Source organism: Streptomyces bambusae, from assembly GCF_019400985.1.
Taxonomy (GTDB): Bacteria; Actinomycetota; Actinomycetes; order Streptomycetales; family Streptomycetaceae; genus Streptomyces; species Streptomyces bambusae_A.
Window position 1 is genome coordinate 22,618 of sequence record NZ_WTFF01000012.1, and the last position, 16,115, is coordinate 38,732.

Sequence of the window (16,115 nt, forward strand, 5' to 3'; positions counted from 1 at the left end):
TAATGCCCGCGTGATCATTGACGAGGGGATCGTGTTCCGGCAGGCCGAGGACAAGGACGCCGGGACGCTGGCGAAGGTGTTCGACCGGGCCGCGCGCTGGATGCACGACAACGGGATCGAGCAGTGGAAGCCCGGGGACAAGGACGCCGGCCACTTCCGGCGCATGATGCGCGAGGGCGAGGTCTGGCTCGCCGCGGACGAGGACGGTCGCGTCCTGGGGGCGTACGAGCTGTGGTGGAACGACGAGGAGGCCTGGGGCGTGCAGCCGCCCGTGGCCGGCTACGTGCACCGGCTGATGGTCGAACGCAACGTCGCGCCCGCCGGGGCCGGCCGGCGGCTGCTCGAACACGCCGAGCGGCGGATCGCCAGGACCGGCCGCGAGCGGGCGCGACTGGACTGCGTCTCCACCAACCCCCGGTTGCTCGCGTACTACCAGGACGCGGGCTACCGGGTGGTCGGGGAGTTCCCCCACAAGGTGGGGAAGGACGGGCAGGTCTACGGGGTGATCCTGCTGGAGAAGCGGCTGGACCAGCTCAGCCTCGTATAAGGCTCAGCCCGGTGCGAGGCCCGGTGTGAGGCTCACCTCCCCGCCGGCCGGCCGGTGAAGACCGCCACCGTGCGCGCCGGGACCGTGAAGGTGCCGGAGGTCGCCTCGTACGTCGCCTCCCGCGCGACCGGGTCGGAGCCGCCGGCCTGCACCGGGTGCAGGGCGTACGGCCGTCCGGCGAGCGACGGCACCCGCTGCTGCTGCGCGGCCGGGCCGGCGTTGAAGACGACGACCAGGTCGCCCAGGGTCATGGTGATCACCCCGAGGGTCTCGTCCCGCCCGGACAGCGGGAAGGCCAGCTGCTGCTGCACCTGGGCCGTCGTCGCCAGCGAGAAGGCCGGCTCGGTGGTGCGGATGCGCAGCAGGTCGCGGTAGGCGGCCGAGGCGGCGGTGATCTCGGCGCAGCCCGGGCCGGGGGCCTTGAGCAGCGGCGAGGCGTACGGCCACTTCGACCGGTTGTCGGCGGCGGGCGGCAGGCCCCGGCCGAAGCCGTTGCCGGCGCGGCAGTCCCAGTGGATCGCGTTGAACCAGTCGCCGCTGTCGTAGGAGTTGCGGTCCAGGGACTTCGAGCGCAGCAGGTCCGTGCCCGCCTGGGACAGGGCCGGGCCCTGCGAGAGGGCGGCGACGGCCATGGCGAGCACCTGCATCCGGGCCCGGTCGGCGGCCGGGGTGCCCGCCGGCAGCTTGTAGGCCAGGGCGTCGGCGAGGGTCTCGTTGTCGTGGGCGTCGACGTAGGCGAGCGCGTCGCCGGGGGCGGCCGCGTAGCCGGCGGGGGCGCCGTTGTAGTCGACCTCGGAGCCCTTGACGGTCCGGCCGGCGGTGTCGGTGAACGTGTACCCGGCGAGGTTGCCGCTCAGGCCCACCTTGATCAGGTCCTGGGCGTGCAGGAGGCGGGCCTTCTGCTGCTCGGGGGTGCCGTTCGCCGGGCTGGCGTTGGGCGCGGTGTACAGGCCCGAGGCGAAGCCCTGGACGCGGGGGTCCTCGTCGAAGGGGCCGCCGCCGCGGACGGCGTCGCGGGCCCGGTCGGAGAAGGTGGCGATGCCGGTGCCGGCCATGTTCGCCTGCGTGGCCTGGACGAAGCGGGCGTCGTTCGCGACCTCGCCGAAGTTCCAGCCCTCGCCGTAGAGGATGATCTTCTTCCCGTCGACCCCGTCCTTCTCCGGGGTGAGCGCGTCGAGGGCCTGGCGGACGGCCAGGATGTTGGCCTTGGGGTGGTGGCCCATCAGGTCGAAGCGGAAGCCGTCGACCTTGTACTCCTTGGCCCAGGTGACCAGGGAGTCGACCACGAGCCGGCCCATCATGGCGTTCTCGGGCGCGGTGTTGGAGCAGCAGGTGGAGGTGGCGACGCTGCCGTCGGGCAGCAGGCGCTGGTAGTAGCCGGGCACGATCCGGTCGAGGACGGACTTGTCCGACTGGCCGGCGGCGACGGTGTGGTTGTAGACGACGTCCATGACGGTGCGCAGGCCGGCCCCGTTGAGGGACTGGACCATCCTGCGGAACTCGACCGTGCGGGCGGTGCCGTTCGGGTCGCTCGCGTACGAGCCCTCGGGGACGGTGTAGTGCAGCGGGTCGTAGCCCCAGTTGTAGCCGTCCTTCGCCGCGGCGGCGGCCACGCAGGCCTGCTGCTGCTCGGAGTCGGGGGCGTAGACCTTCAGGTCGCAGGCGGGTTCGGTGCGGTCCGCCGGGTTCTCCGGGACGGTGCCGAAGTCGAAGGCGGGCAGCAGGTGGACGTACGAGGTGCCGTTCGCGGCCAGGGAGCGCAGGTGGCGCATGCCGGCCGAGTCGGTGTCGGTGAAGGCCAGGTACCCGCCGGGGTGCTTGCTGGTGGGGTCCGCGATCGAGAAGTCGCGGACGTGCAGCTCCTGGATCTGGGCCGCGGTGAAGGGGACGGCCGCGGGCTTCTTCAGCTCCCGCCAGCCGGGCGGCTGGAGGGCGGGCGCGGACAGGTCCACGGCGAGGCTGCGCTGCGAATCGGTGGTCAGGGCGGTGGAGTACGGGTCGGTGACCAGGTTGGTGACCACCTGCCGGACGGTGGGCGCCCAGACGGTGACGGCGTAGCGGTAGGGCTTGCCGGCCCAGGAGCGGTCGCCGCGCGCCGACCAGACGCCGGTCGCGTCGTCGCGGCGCATGGGCACGGCCTTGCCGTCGAGTTCGAGGGCGACCTTCTGCGCGGTGGGCGCCCAGAGGGACAGGGTGACCCGGCCGCGGTCGAAGACGGGTCCGAGCGGGGCGTCCGTGCGGTACAGGTCGTCGAGCACGCCGGCCAGCTGGACGCCGGTGGCGGCCAGGACGGCGCCCTGGGCGGTACGGGCACTGGCGACGAGCTGGCCGCGCAGGGCCTCGCGGACCCGGTCGCGGTCGCGCGGGTCGACGGTGAAGGCCCGGTAGCCGGCCAGGTGCGGGAACTTCTGCTTCTGCGCGTCGGTCAGCGCGGTCGGCGACAGCCTGAGCCAGGTCGCCCCGGCGTCGGCGAGCCGGCCGTCCTGCGCGGTGATCGAACCGGTCCGGGACGCCAGCAGCTGCACGGAGGCGGCGGCCTCGGGGGCGTTCCAGGCCACGGTGTCGCGGTCGAGCCAGACCGCCTTGGACGTGGTGAGGTCGAGGGCGGCGGCGGAGCCGGCGGGCTGCGGCAGCAGGTGCTTGTCCTGGCCGGCGAGCAGCCAGACCTCGTGGCCGGCGGCCTTGAGGTCGAGGGACTGGTCGGCGGGCAGGTCCTTCTGGTCGCCCTTGTGCAGGATGTAGCTCAGCGAGGTGGCCCCGGCGGCGAGCGGGACCTCGTACACGGCGCCGTACGCGTCGAAGCGGGCGGGCATCAGCGGCTTGGACCAGTCGGTGGGCTGCGCCGCGCCGGTCCACACGTGCAGGCCCCAGCCGTCGTACGCGCCGTCCGCGCGCCGGTGGTGGATGACGGCCTTGGAGGTGTCCTGCGGCGGGTGTGCGGGGCGCTCGGTGCGGGCGGCCTCCTGGCCCTGCTCCAGCCAGATCTCGCCGGTGCGGGTCACGTCGATCGTCCGGTCGGCGGGGACGTCCTTGGTGCCGTTCTTGTCGATGACGAGGTAGCCGACGGAGCTCGCGCCGGGCTTGAGGCGTACGTAGGCGAAGGCGCCGTAGGCGTCGCGGCCGACGAAGTCGTGGCCGGCCGGCCACGGGGTGGCCTCGCCGTCGGCGATGTCGCCCCAGGCGTACAGGCGCCAGTCGGTGTAGTCGCCGTCGGGGCGGTGGTAGTGCACGACCGCGTAGTCCCGCTGGGTGGCGGTGGGTACGTCGGGCGGCGGTGCCTGGCCGGCGGTGGAGGCGGCGAGCGCGGAGGCGGTGCGGCCCGCGGAGTCCACGACGACGGCCTTGTAGCGCAGCGGGGTGCCCGCCGGGGCGGTGATGTGCTGCGTCACCTTGTACGGGGCGTGGTCGGCGGAACCGAGCACCTGCCACGGGCCGTTGCCGGCCTGGGCGGCGAAGACGACCCGGTTCAGGCCGCCGCCGGTGACGTCCGCGGAGACCTCGACGGTGCCGGCGGCGCCGGCGGCCGGGGCCTTGAGGGTCAGGGCCGGGGCGGTGGCGGGGCGGGGCAGCGGCTGGGCGGCGCGCAGCACGGCGGAGCCGAGGGCGGGGACGGTGACGCGGACCTTGCCGGAGCCGGTGACGCGGACCCCGCCGGTGCCGCCGTAGAGGTGGCGGAACTCGGTGGTGGTGGCGCTGTCGACGGGGATGTCGACGGTGACGGGCTCGGTGGAGTTGTTGACGGCGACCGCGTACTCGGTGCGGGAGCGGCTGTTGGTGCGCGTGGGGGCGCCGGTGCGGGTGGGGGCGTCGGTGCGGGTGAAGGCGTAGACGGAGCCCTCGGCGAGCCGCTCGGTCTGGACGCCGTCGCGCAGCGCCGGGTGTTCCTTGGTCAGCTTCGAGAGAGCAGCGATCTGCTGGTAGAGCGGGTGTCCCGGATCGTAAGCATCGCTCGCGTGGGTGCGGTCGGTGCCCAGCTGGTCGTCGTCGAGGTAGTCGGCGGTGCGGGAGGCGAAGAGGGACTGGCGGGCGTCCTTGTCGCCGCCGGCGCCGGTGAAGCCCTGCTCGTCACCGTAGTAGACGACCGGGTTGCCCCGGGTGAGGAACATCAGCTCGTTGGCCAGCCGGTAGCGGGCGAGCAGCTCGGCCTCCGGGGCGCCGGACCGGTCCTGCTTCAGGAAGGTCCCGAAGCGGCCCATGTCGTGGTTGCCGAGGAAGGTCACCTGCTCGTAGGCGTTGGCCCGGTCGGAGCTGTACTTGTAGTCGTCGGCGAGCACCCGTCCCAGGCGGGAGGCGTCGGCGCCCTGGGAGGCGTACGCGCGGATCGCGTCCTGGAACGGGAAGTCCAGGGTGGCGTCGAGCCGGCCGCGGGTGACGTACGGCGAGGTGACGGCGGTGTCGGCCGAGTACACCTCGCCGAACATGAAGAAGTCGGGGCGCCCGCGCTGCGCGGCGTACCGGTCGAGGGCGGTGGCCCACTGCGTCCAGAACTCGGTATTGACGTGCTTGACGGTGTCGATCCGGAAGCCGTCGATCTGGAAGTCCCGGACCCACTTCTCGTAGATCTTCTCCATCCCGCCGACGACCTCGGGACGCTCGGTCCACAGGTCGTCCAGGCCGACGAAGTCGCCCTGCTCGCCCGACTCGCCCGCGAAGGTGGAGTCGCCGCGGTTGTGGTACATCGTCGGGTCGTTGAGCCAGGCGGGGACCTTGAGGTTCTTCTTGTCCTCGGGCACGACGGGGGTGCGCGGGAAGGAGTCCCGGTCGACGGCGGGGAAGGGCCGGCGGCCGTCGGCGTAGTCCTTGTCGCTGAAGGCGACGCCGTCCTTGGTCAGGTAGGGGAACGCCCCCTGCGAGAGATAGGCGGAGGACTTCTCTTGGTACTGCACCACATCGGCGGTGTGGTTGGTGATGACGTCGAAGAAGACCTTCATGCCCTTGGCGTGGGCCTTGTCGATCAGCCGGGTCAGGTCGGCGTTGCTGCCGAAGTGCGGGTCGACCTGGGTGAAGTCGGTGATCCAGTAGCCGTGGTAGCCGGCCGAGGCCTGGTCCCCGGCGCCCTGCACGGGCTGGTTCTTGAAGACCGGCGCCAGCCAGATCGCGGTGGTGCCCAGCCCCTTGATGTAGTCGAGCCGGTCGGTCAGCCCCTTGAGGTCGCCGCCCTGGTAGAAGCCCTTGTCGGCGGGGTCCAGGCCGGTGGCGAGGCGGTCGCCGGTGAGCCCGCCCCGGTCGTTGGCCGGATCGCCGTTGGCGAACCGGTCCGGGAGCACGAAGTAGAACTGCTCCCGGGTCGAGTCGTGCCGGGCGGGCTGCGCCGCGAGCTTGGCGTCCGAGGGCGGCGCGGGCGGCCGCGTCGCGGAGTCGGCGGCCGCCGCGGGGAGGGCGGGCAGCAGCGTCACGGCCAGTGCGGCGGCGACGGCGGTGCCCGCGGCTCTGTGCAGGGCTGGGCGTTTCACGGCAGGTCTTCTCCTTGCCAGAGTTGATGCAGATGCGAGGGCCGCCCGGCGGTCGGCGTGGGTCGGGTGTGCCGGGCGGCCCTGGTCGTGGGGGGCGCGGGTCAGTTGCGCCAGGTGTCGTTCAGCGTGGCCTTGCCGCTCGCGGGGACGGTGGCGGTGCGGTTGGCGCCGCTCTCCCAGGTGACGTTGCCGGCCGCGTCCTTGCGTACGTACTTGTAGGCGAAGGAGGTGCCGGCCGGGAGGGCGACGTCGAGCTTCCAGACGGGGTAGGCGGCCGGGTCGAGCTTGGGGGCGGAGGCGGGGTTCCAGTTGCCGAGGGCGGGCTGGTCGCCGACGACGTGGATGTTCTGGCCGAGGCTGGTGGTGGCGTTCACGGCGAAGGAGGCGCCGGCTGCCGTGTCGGGCGGGGTGGCCGGGCCGGAGCAGGTGCGGGCGCCGGTGTGCAGCGCGAGCGCCGTGCCGGGCGCGACGGTCGCCGTGAACTGCCCGGAGGAGTTGACCGAGACGGCCCGCCCGCTCTGTACGTCGCAGTAGTCGCCGGCGGCGAGGGAGGTCTGGAAGGTGCGGCTGAGGGTCCCGCCCTCGTGGTTGATCACGACGTACGCCTTGTCGCCGCGCCCGAACGCGATCTGGTCCGCCCCGTTGTCCCACCAGTTCGTGACGCCCTGACCGTGGGCCACGTTCCGGAAGGCGACCATCGAGGAGATCTCGCGCCAGGCGTGCTGGCACTTCCACCCGTCGCTGTAGCAGGCGTTCACGGCACCGCCGTTCGGCGGGCCGGCGTCCTTCTCGCTCCACTCGTAGCCGGAGTGGACGTCGGGCGAGCCGTAGGGCCAGGCCAGCATGAAGACGCCGGCGAGGGTGTAGGCGGAGCCGTTCTTGTAGTTGAGGGTGTCGCCGACGCGCTCGGTGTCGTGGTTGTCGACGAAGACGGCGGACTTGCCGGACGCCATGTACCCCCAGCCCTCGCCGAAGTTCTTCAGGTAGGCGAGGTTCTCGTTCTGGAAGACGCGCTTGAGGTCGCGGGCGTAGCGGAACTCCTGGACGTCGCCGTTGCCGAGGTACTCGGCGGGGTCGACGGCCTCGCCGGCGCCGTGGATGGCCTCCTGCTTCCAGTAGGCGTCGGGTTTGGTCAGCCGGGACTTGATGGCGGCGAGGTCGGCGGCCGGCATGTGCTTGGCGGCGTCGACGCGGAAGCCGTCGACGCCGAGGGAGAGCAGGTCGTTGAGGTACGCGGCGATCCGCCCGCGCACGTAGTCCTCGCCGGTGTCGAGGTCGGCGAGCTGGACGAGCTCGCAGCTCTGGACGTTGACACGGTCCTGGTAGTTGGAGATCTCGGCGCGGCAGTCGTCCATGTCGGCGCCGGAGTAGGTGCCGGGGTAGTTGTACTTCGTGTACGAGGACCCGCCGGTCCCGACGCCGTCGCCGGCGGCCATGTGGTTGATGACGGAGTCGGCGACGACCTTGACGCCTGCCGCATGACAGGTGTCGATCATGGCCTTGAAGGCGGCCCGGTCCCCGAGCCGCCCGGCGATCTTGTAGCTGACGGGCTGGTACGAGGTCCACCACTGCGAGCCCTGTATGTGCTCCTGCGGCGGCGACACCTGCACGTACCCGTACCCGGCGGGCCCGAGGGTGTCGGTGCAGGCCCTGGCGACGGAGTCGAACTTCCACTCGAAGAGAACGGCGGTGACGTCCTTCTCCCCGGGCGGGACGGCGAGCGCGGGCGCGGCGGCGGTCGCGGTGGCACCGATCGTGCCGGCGAGGAGGGTGGCGGCGGCGAGCCCGGCTCTGGCCGCGGATCGGGGGGATCGGGCGGTGCGGGTGGTGCGGGTGGTGCGGGTGGTGCGAGCGAGGCTCATGGGGGTCCTCCTGGCGGAGAGGTGGGGATTGTGGCGACGGTAGGGGGGACCCCGAACTGTTGCAAGACCTTGCGCAAGAGATTGCAGAATTGTTTCCGACCCGCAAGCGAAAGCAGCCGGGCCCCTCGCTCCGAAGGAGGAAGCGAGGGGCCCGGCCGTTGCAGCGGGCACCAGGACGGATCGACTCAGCAGGCACCGGAGATGGGCGTGTGGCCGACGTAGGTGACACCGCTGGAGTTGATGTCGACGGTCTCACCGGGAAGCCCCATGGTGTTGCTCGCCCACACGGCCTGGCCCCAGGGCGTGTAGACGACGAAGTTCCCGTCGCCCTGGTAGATCGCGTGGTTCTGCGCCCCGGTGTTGGTGTTGGACGCCCAGCACACCTTGGTGAACCCGTACTTGACGTTGGTCTTGTACTGCACCAGGTTCCCGTCGGTCTGCATGACCAGCCGGTACCGGTAGTAGCCGGAGATGTACGGGTCCCAGGACAAGCGCGAGATGGACTCGCCGGGCGACAGGCTCTCCCCGCGGTAGAGCCGGTCGTCGTACGAGTGGGCGGCGGACGCGGAACCGGCGGTTGCCAGCAGCCCGCCGGTGACGAGCGCGGTGACGGCCAGCGCCCCGGTGGCGGCACGGCGCAACTTCTTGAGCATGACGTTCCCCTCCTGTGGACGGCGGACCCGACCGGCCCGCCACGCCGATACTCGAATGCCGCCCACACACCCGCGATCGTTTCGGCCTCCCCCGAAACGTGGCGCCGTCGACGCCGTCCCCACGCCCGGGGTGGTGCCGGCGGCGTACGCTCGCGCCGTCCGCACTCGGCGTCGGCGCGCGCGTCCGCACTCGGCGCCATCAACCGAACGACCGGAGGCCATCGTTGCCCTCGCTGCCCTCGCCGCCCTCGCCGCCCTCGATGCACGACTTCGCGACCTGGGAGCCGCTGCTGAGGCTCCTCCGGGCCGGCAACACGGAGAGCCTGACCGGCCCGGGCGGGCATGTGGCGGGTCGGATCGGCCGTGGGTCGTGCAGCCTGCCGCTGAGGGGGCGACTCCCGCTCCCGGGGCGCCGCGCCGTGCAGCGGGTGCAGGACGCGCTCGTGAGCCACGGCGCCGACGAGGTCTCGTTCACGGCGCAGATCGCACCGGACGGCAGAACCGCGCTCCACGTGATCGGTTCCAGCCCCGCCGTGGAACCGGGCATCGGCAACCCCTACCCGGGTTCGCTCACCCTGGTCGAAGGTGCGGTCGCCGAGCCGTGGCGCCGACTCCCCGACCCCACGCCCGGGGCGCTTCCGGCGCCCTCCGCCGACCCGGCGCTGCTGGAGCGGACGCTCCGCGAGCGCCTCCCCGACGCCGTCGGTGCCACCGAGGCGGAGATCGCCGCCGCGGAAGCGCGCCTCGGCGTCGCGTTGCCCGGCGAGCTCAAGGCGCTCTACCGGGTGACCCGCTCACGCTGGGACCACCGGGGGGACGACACCTACGACGCCGTCCAACGGGAGTCCGCGGCAGTCGGCTGCGAACTCATCTCCCTGGACGGCCTGTACGTCGCCGACGCGGCGTCCCGGCCCGCCTCCTGGCGGTTCGCGGCGATGTACGCCGTCACCACCCCGCCCGACGCCGCCGTGCAAGGCCTGGTCGGCTCGCCCGGCTGGATCGTCTTCGGAGACAACGGCGGCGGCGACCGGCTGGCGGTCGACCTGACGCCGGGTCCGGGCGGGCACACCGGGCAGATCATCGTGATCGACCACGAGCACTTCATCGGTGCCGCGCTCCTCGCGGACTCCCTCACCGACCTGGTGGTGGGCGGGCGCGGCGAATGGCGCTCCGACCGCGTCGGCGAGCAGCCGCCTGCCGTGGCCCACGTCGGCATCCGCAGCCCGAACAGCATCGAGGATGCCGTCCACCCGGACCTGGAGGTCCTGTCCGTCGGCGGGTGGGAGGCCGAGCCGGTGAGCCTCGCCCCGGTCCTCGGCCTCCCCCGCCTGCGCACCGTCACCGCCTACCCCGGCACGCTCGCCGACCCCCGGGAGATCTCCCGGCTGAAGGGCTTGGAGTACCTCGCACTCGGCCCGGAGGACTGGCGCGTCCTGCTCGACGCCGACGCCGTCCCCCGCACCCTGTCGGCGGCCGCCGTCACCGTCCACGGCCGCCGCCCGGACCCCCTCCCGGTCGTGGCCCTCGCCAACGAACTCCTCACCCTCTGGGACCGCCCCCCGATCACGGTGACGGTCGTCGAAGGCGACCTCGGTCCTCCTACGGGGTGACCCGGTGGGGTGCTGGTCGCTCAGGACGAGGCTTCGGCCCCGTGCGTCCACTCCTCGCGCAGCAGACCGAAGAGCACCCGGTCGTGGAAGGTGTCCCCCTGCCGGACGGCCTGTCGCCGGCGGCCCTCTTCGCGGAAGCCGAGCCGGCTGAACGCCCGTACGGCCCGCTCGTTGCCGCTCCACGTGTCCAGTTCCAGCCGCCGCAGGGGGAACGCGCCGAAGAGGTGGTCCACGAGCAGCCGCATGGCCTCGGAGCCGTGCCCGCGCCCCCAGTACTCCCGCTCACCGATGGTGATCCCGACGGTGGCCGCGCCGCCGAACGGGTCCAGGTCGCGGTAGTCGGCCATACCGATCGGACGGCCGTCGGCCCGGTCCTCGACCGTGAAGACGGCCGACTCCAGCGGTACGAGGCGCAGCATCGAGTCGAAGGCGATACCGAGGGCCTCGGCGGTCACCGGGCCGAAGCACGGGTCACCGGCGGTGGCCCAGTGGACGACCTCAGGGTCGTTGCGCCACCGCAGATGGTGTTCGGCGTCCTCGGCGCGCAGCGCGCGGAGCCGGACGTGGGTGCCTTCGAGCATGGTGGGGTCCCCCTGGCAGTCGTGATCGTGATCATGGTCGTAGCCGTCGAAGCGTAAAGGATCACGGTGCGCCGGGCGGCGTACGCCCGTGCCGCCCGGTACGACCGCCTCCGATCGCCCGGACGGTCCCCGAAGGCGACCTGGGCGCGTGGCGAACGAGTGAGATGGGCGTGGCGGTCGTGATCACAGCGTCCCGGCCGCGTACCCGTGTGTGCAGGCGTCCTGCGCGAGCCGAGCTCCGCGCCCTTTCCGGGCCGGAGCCGTGCCTCCCGGCGGACCTACACACCACAGGAGCAACCCACCATGACCATCCACACGTTGAGGCGGCGCCTCGCCTCCCTCGGCACCGTCCTGGGGCTGGGCATCGCCATGCCGTTCGCCGTCGGGGTCACCCCGGCGTACGCGGTGGCCCAGCTGGAGATCACGAAGACCCACACGGGGGACTTCCCCCGGGGCGGACAGGGGACCTTCACCATCAGGGTGAGCAACCCCGGCAACGAGCCGACCCTCATGAGCGGGACACGCATGACGGATGTTTTCCCCGCAGGGCTTACAGCCACCTCACGAGACGTCACCGAGAACACCACCGGCGCCGCGATCATTTGTTCTCTCAACGCAGGCACCAGCGTTGACTGCCAATCCGACGAAATCCCTCCCGGAGGCGGATACACCCTCGAAGTGGTCGTCAGCGTGGCCACGGACGCTCCTTGCACGGTCACCAACACCGCCACCGTGGGCGAGAACGACGGCAGCCTCAGCGACTCGGCAAGTGACACCGTCGACATCCCCGGCCCCAACTGCAACGGCGGCAACGGGGACGGCACGTCCATCCTCCCCATCAACCTGAGCGGCCTGATCCCGATCTACAACAACATCAACACGAACAACAACGTCCTGAGCCCCGGCGCCAGCAACACCAACAGCCAGACCTTCCGGGTGAACGCGACGCCCTGAGCAAGCGCCGCGCCGCTCACGCCACGGCTGAGTCGCCCGGCGCGCAGTCGCGGCAGTAGCCCGGTTCCGGGGAGCGGAAAGCGAGTTCGCAGCCCTCGCAGTTCACGAACGGGTGAATCACGCGGTCTCCCGACGGCCCTGCCTCCACTACCGGTGGAGGCAGGAGCCGCGGCGGCAGCCACTCCCGCAACCGGTGCGCCAGCAGCGCGGCGGGTGCGCGGATGGGTTCCACGGGCAGGCCGCCCGCCAGCGTGGCGCTGACGATGGACGGCCGGATTCCGCGCTCCAGCCAGGTGGCCACGGCGGGAGCGAGACGGTTCACGTCCCGTTCCGAGAGGAGGAGGCGGGGGTCGCGCAGCCGCAGCCGGGCCAGCAAGTCCTGTGCTTCGGCGTGCGTTTCGGGGGTGGCCGAGTCGGAGGGCTCCGGCAGCTCCGCCGCCGCGGGAGGCACGGCCGGATCCGGGGCCGGCGGTTCCACGACGGGCGGTTCCGCGACGGGCGGCTTCGGCGCAGGCGGCGGCTCCGGCGGAGGCTGGTCGTCATCGTCGTGGTGATCGTCGTCCACAGGCGCCTCGGCGGCGGCCGGGATGTTGTACGAGACGATGTGGCTGACCACCCGCCCCGTGCGCAGCCGCTCCTGGTAGCGGGCCAGGTAGCCGTGCTCCTCCAGCTCCTTCAACGCGGCCGCGATCCGCACCTCCCCCTCGGGGAAGCGCTCCGCCAGCACCTTGATGGTCACCTTGGCGCCCTCCGGCAGCGACTGGATGTGCGTGGCGAGCCCGATCGCGGTGATGCTCAGCTCGCGGTGCTGGGCCAGAAGGTTGCTGATCTTGACGTACCGGCCGTGCAGGACACGGTTGTTGTGCCGGATGCCGTACGAGGCGCGCCGGGGCGCGCTAAGCTGCTGGTCAGCCATGGGGAAGTGGTGATCTTCCTCTGCGGCGAGGCCCTCGCTCGGGATGCCAGTCCCGTACGAGGGCCGTTCGCATGTCTGGGGTTTTGTCGAGGCTGATCCTGCACCCCGAATTGTCATATGCGCCAGCCCGGTTGCCCTTATTCACCCGACCGGGTGACGGAGGGGAGGGGGTGGTTGGCTAGGTCATTTCCCCCGGTTATCTAATCCTTATGCGTCGCGCCGGACCGGAACGCGATCGACCGGGTCGCGGAAACCTCGATCCGGCGAAATCGGGCATGCCAAGTCGATTTCCGCCCACACGGTTTTGAGAGGCGGAAGCCCTCGGTCCGTTCCCCACCGCGCCGCAAGGGCCGACACCAGACACAACCCCCGCCCCGACTCCTCCCCCACGTCCGGAACTGCCACCACCGTGGACGGAAGCGCCTCGGACCGGGTATCGGTAACCTCGATACGGAGCGTAGGGCCGGGCCGCATACCCATCGCCAGCCGGAACCCCCTCCCCCGGACCCGGCCGTGCGTCACGGCGTTACCGGCGAGTTCGGCGACGACCTGCGCCGCGTCTTCGAACGGAAGCTTCCGTTCTGCCAGTTGGGCCACCGCCATCTGTCGCGCGAGGCGGGCACCGCGCGGGGTGGCGGGGAGAGTTGCGACGAAGGAGATTTCCTGATTCACATCACTCAGCGTGGCGATCCGTGCGTAGCCTGAGAAGAGCCCGGGCCGCTGTGTACGGCCCTTGTCCAGGGCGGTCCCGCCCTGTCCCGCCGGTCCCATTCGGAGGTGGAAGTGAGCACAGACGGCACGGACGAGTCGAGCTGGGAACTCGATCCGGAGGACGAATCCGGGGCGGTGATCGCCACGGTCGGACGGCAGCTGAGAATGTGGCGGGAGGCGGGCGGATTCGACCGCGCACAGTTCGGGGCGCGCATGGGTTACAGCACGGAACTGCTCTACAAGATCGAGCGCGGCACACGCATTCCCCGCCCCGAATTCCTGGACAAGGCGGACGAGATCTTGGGCGCCAAGGGGAAGATCTCCGCGATGAAGGTGGACGTCCAAAAGGCCCGCTACCCCAAGAAGGTCAGGGATCTGGCCAAGTTGGAGGCCAAGGCGTTCGAGATCGGCGAGTACGCCGATGCCGTCGTGCCGGGCCTGCTTCAGACGGAGGAGTACGCCCGCGCACTGTACGCGCTACGTCGGCCTGCGTACGGGGAGGACGAGCTCGAACGGCTCGTCTCCGCGCAGATGGCCCGCCAGGACGTTATCCGCCAGCATCCGGCGCCGCTGCTGAACGTAGTGCAGGAAGAGGCAGTGCTACGGCGCCCCATCGGGGGCAAGATGGTGTTGCGCCGACAGTTGGAACACCTGTTGGACGTCGGCAGAAACGCAAGGCACGTCGAGATCCAGGTCATGCCCACCAACGTGGAGGAGCACGCAGGTCTTGCTGGGTCGCTCCAGCTCATGCGGCTCAACGATGGAACAACGGTCGGGCACAACGAAGTTCAGCTGGTCAGCCGCGTAATCACGGAGCCAAAACACGTTCAGCTCCTGGAGATGCGCTATGGCATGATCCGAGCGCAGGCTCTCACGCCACGGGAGTCCCTGACGTTCATCGAGAAGGTGCTAGGGGAGACATGAGCATCAAGCCATCAGTCGAGGACCTTTCCGCACTGGCGTGGGTCAAGAGCAGCCACAGCACCAACGACGGCCCCGATTGCGTAGAGGTCGCCTGGTTCAAGAGCAGCTACAGCAGCAACGACGGCCCTGCCTGCGTAGAGGTGGCTACGACCCCCGAAACGGTCCTCGTCCGCGACTCCAAGCGGCCCGCCCACGCCCACCTCACCCTCACCCCCACCGCCTGGTCCGGCTTCGTCGGCTTCGCGGCCGGGCGGGAGTAGGCAGGTAGGGCGGTTCGGTCGCTCCGCGACCGGCCTGCGAGGCCGGTCGCGGGGGGGGCACGTCACGGGACATTTCCTTCCGCCGCTGGGTAGGCATGTTCGAGCTGATAGTGGACGAACCCGTCGTCGGCCCTGAGGCGCGTGAACCCCGCCTTGGTCAGCACTCTGCCCGAGGCGGGGTTGTCCGGATGGTGTTTCGCACCCAGGGATTCGAAGGCAGCGGTGGTGAAGGCGAAGGTGATGAGCTGCTGCACGGCCCCCGTTGCGTAGCCGCGTCCCCAGGTGTCTTCGCGGAAGACGTAGCTCACCCTTCCATGCGCGTTGGGACGGCGGTCGAGTTTGACGACGCCGACCAGATCCCCGCCGACGTCCACGCCAAGGACGTACTGCACGATCGGGTCGGCTGCCGCCCATTCCTGTATCCGGATCACGTACTGCTCGGCTTCCGGCTCGGTCATCTCGGGCCGCATCAGGTACGTCACGGACGCCCCGCTGTAGATCCGGCGGACGGCCAGAGCGTCGGCCAGGGCGAGGGCGCGGAGCGCGGTCACGATGTGGTGTCCGCAGCGGTGAGGAACGCGGTCAGGGCCTCGGCGGTGGGGCGGTCCTCCGGCACCGGGGAGAGGCACGACCAGTGATCGTGTCCTCGAACTCGGGGAACGGCCAAGGCCGGGTGTCTTGCAAGGAGATGGTGGTGCCCTGCGCGATGGCCCACAGCTTCTCCATCCGGTCCGCATCGTCCTTGTAGTCGACGGGGCGGTGCCCGGTCCAGCACCAGAACAGGGACGCGCCCAGCCCCCAGACATCCGCGGCCGGCTCAGCTTGAATGTGCACGTCGTCGGAGGTGGCGAGGACGATGGCGGCGATCTCGGGGGCGGTGGTGTGGGTGAGCGCTCCTCGGTACGGGAGACGCGGCCCGTCGTCGGGGCCGCAGGCAAGGGCGTAGTCGATGAGCGCCGCGCGGCCGTCGGGCATGACGAGAGTATTGGTGGGCTGGACGTCGGCATGGGCCCATCCGGCGGCGTGCATGTGGGCCAGGCAATCGGCCCACGTGCGGGCGATGCCGAGGAGCCGCGGCCGCGTGTGGTGTCCGTCGCCGTCCCTGGCCGGGGCGAACGCCTTCCACAGCGGCTCGCCGTTGACCCAGCGCACCGCGAGCCATCGTCCGCCTTCCCAGGTTCCGGCGTCGACTCGGTAGCCGGGGCTCAGCACGCCCCCGTGAATGAGCCGTACGAGGTGGTCATCCTCCTGTGCCATCTCGGCGGTCTTGTCGCGTGCGGTCTCGTCCTCGGGGCTGTTCGCCTTCAACGCGACGGCTCCCCGGGGGCCTTTGATCTTCCATGCGCGCGAGCCGCGCCGGTCGCTCAAGAGCCGTGCCGTGCAGGCTCGCCGACGTGGCCCTTGATCCGGCTGAGGGCTTCATCGGGGGGAGGAAGAGCTTCGCCCATGTGCGGATCTCCGTCCAGTCGTTGGGGATGTGCTCGAAGACGTCGCGGCCGTCGTCGTCGGCCACGGCGAGCGCGGCGGCCAGGTCGGGGGTCGCGTGGAGGGACAGTGGGCGGTCATCCGCTGGACGTACGCGGTGATGTCGATGGACCGCGGCCTGGTGGTGCTGGCCTCAACGAGGCGGAGCGCCCCGGCGGT

13 protein-coding genes are annotated in these 16,115 nt (G+C 71.2%); 5 read left to right on the plus strand and 8 right to left on the minus strand.

From position 1 onward, the window contains the following. The first annotated feature begins 10 nt into the window (after nucleotides 1-10). Nucleotides 11-547: a GNAT family N-acetyltransferase gene (locus GPJ59_RS03750; protein ID WP_308120111.1), complete on the plus strand. Its 537-nt coding sequence runs from the start codon at nucleotides 11-13 to the stop codon at nucleotides 545-547. A 32-nt stretch (nucleotides 548-579) separates the two neighbouring features. Here the strand turns inward: GPJ59_RS03750 and pulA are convergent, their stop codons facing one another. From pulA to GPJ59_RS03765, 3 genes are all read right to left on the minus strand, one after another. Beyond that, a complete protein-coding gene (gene pulA / locus GPJ59_RS03755) occupies nucleotides 580-6,000 on the minus strand; it encodes a pullulanase-type alpha-1,6-glucosidase (protein WP_219664908.1) in 5,421 nt (1,806 codons plus the stop codon). 101 nt (nucleotides 6,001-6,101) lie between these two features. Further along, on the minus strand, nucleotides 6,102-7,862 hold the full coding sequence (locus tag GPJ59_RS03760; RefSeq protein ID WP_219664909.1) for a carbohydrate-binding module family 20 domain-containing protein: 1,761 nt from the start codon (nucleotides 7,860-7,862) through the stop codon (nucleotides 6,102-6,104). Nucleotides 7,863-8,047: 185 nt separating this feature from the next. Beyond that, nucleotides 8,048-8,515, minus strand: a complete 468-nt coding sequence (locus tag GPJ59_RS03765) for a hypothetical protein (RefSeq protein ID WP_219664910.1) — start codon at nucleotides 8,513-8,515, stop codon at nucleotides 8,048-8,050. Nucleotides 8,516-8,775: 260 nt separating this feature from the next. Here GPJ59_RS03765 and GPJ59_RS03770 point away from each other — a divergent pair, with 260 nt between their 5' ends. Beyond that, nucleotides 8,776-10,125: an SMI1/KNR4 family protein gene (locus GPJ59_RS03770; RefSeq protein ID WP_219664911.1), complete on the plus strand. Its 1,350-nt coding sequence runs from the start codon at nucleotides 8,776-8,778 to the stop codon at nucleotides 10,123-10,125. Between the two features lie 20 nt (nucleotides 10,126-10,145). Here the strand turns inward: GPJ59_RS03770 and GPJ59_RS03775 are convergent, their stop codons facing one another. After that, a complete protein-coding gene (locus GPJ59_RS03775; RefSeq protein WP_219664912.1) occupies nucleotides 10,146-10,706 on the minus strand; it encodes a GNAT family N-acetyltransferase in 561 nt (186 codons plus the stop codon). A 303-nt stretch (nucleotides 10,707-11,009) separates the two neighbouring features. On the opposite strand from GPJ59_RS03775, the gene GPJ59_RS03780 reads away from it, so the two are divergent. After that, nucleotides 11,010-11,660 (plus strand): DUF11 domain-containing protein, encoded by a 651-nt coding sequence (locus GPJ59_RS03780; RefSeq protein WP_219664913.1) that lies wholly within the window; start codon nucleotides 11,010-11,012, stop codon nucleotides 11,658-11,660. A gap of 16 nt (nucleotides 11,661-11,676) precedes the next feature. On the opposite strand, the gene GPJ59_RS03785 is transcribed toward GPJ59_RS03780, so the two are convergent. After that, on the minus strand, nucleotides 11,677-12,576 hold the full coding sequence (locus GPJ59_RS03785) for a zeta toxin family protein (protein WP_219664914.1): 900 nt from the start codon (nucleotides 12,574-12,576) through the stop codon (nucleotides 11,677-11,679). A 207-nt stretch (nucleotides 12,577-12,783) separates the two neighbouring features. Further along, a complete protein-coding gene (locus GPJ59_RS03790) occupies nucleotides 12,784-13,248 on the minus strand; it encodes an ATP-binding protein (protein ID WP_219664915.1) in 465 nt (154 codons plus the stop codon). Nucleotides 13,249-13,359: 111 nt separating this feature from the next. On the opposite strand from GPJ59_RS03790, the gene GPJ59_RS03795 reads away from it, so the two are divergent. Next, nucleotides 13,360-14,211 (plus strand): helix-turn-helix domain-containing protein, encoded by an 852-nt coding sequence (locus tag GPJ59_RS03795; protein ID WP_219664938.1) that lies wholly within the window; start codon nucleotides 13,360-13,362, stop codon nucleotides 14,209-14,211. Then, a complete protein-coding gene (locus GPJ59_RS03800; protein WP_219664916.1) occupies nucleotides 14,208-14,471 on the plus strand; it encodes a DUF397 domain-containing protein in 264 nt (87 codons plus the stop codon). Before GPJ59_RS03795 ends, GPJ59_RS03800 begins: the two co-directional genes overlap by 4 nt. Nucleotides 14,472-14,533: 62 nt before the next feature. On the opposite strand, the gene GPJ59_RS03805 is transcribed toward GPJ59_RS03800, so the two are convergent. Continuing rightward, entirely contained in the window at nucleotides 14,534-15,022 is a 489-nt protein-coding gene (locus GPJ59_RS03805; protein ID WP_219664917.1) for a GNAT family N-acetyltransferase, read from the minus strand. Nucleotides 15,023-15,053: 31 nt separating this feature from the next. After that, nucleotides 15,054-15,779, minus strand: a complete 726-nt coding sequence (locus GPJ59_RS03810) for a protein kinase domain-containing protein (protein ID WP_258023812.1) — start codon at nucleotides 15,777-15,779, stop codon at nucleotides 15,054-15,056. Nucleotides 15,780-16,115: the final 336 nt, after the last annotated feature.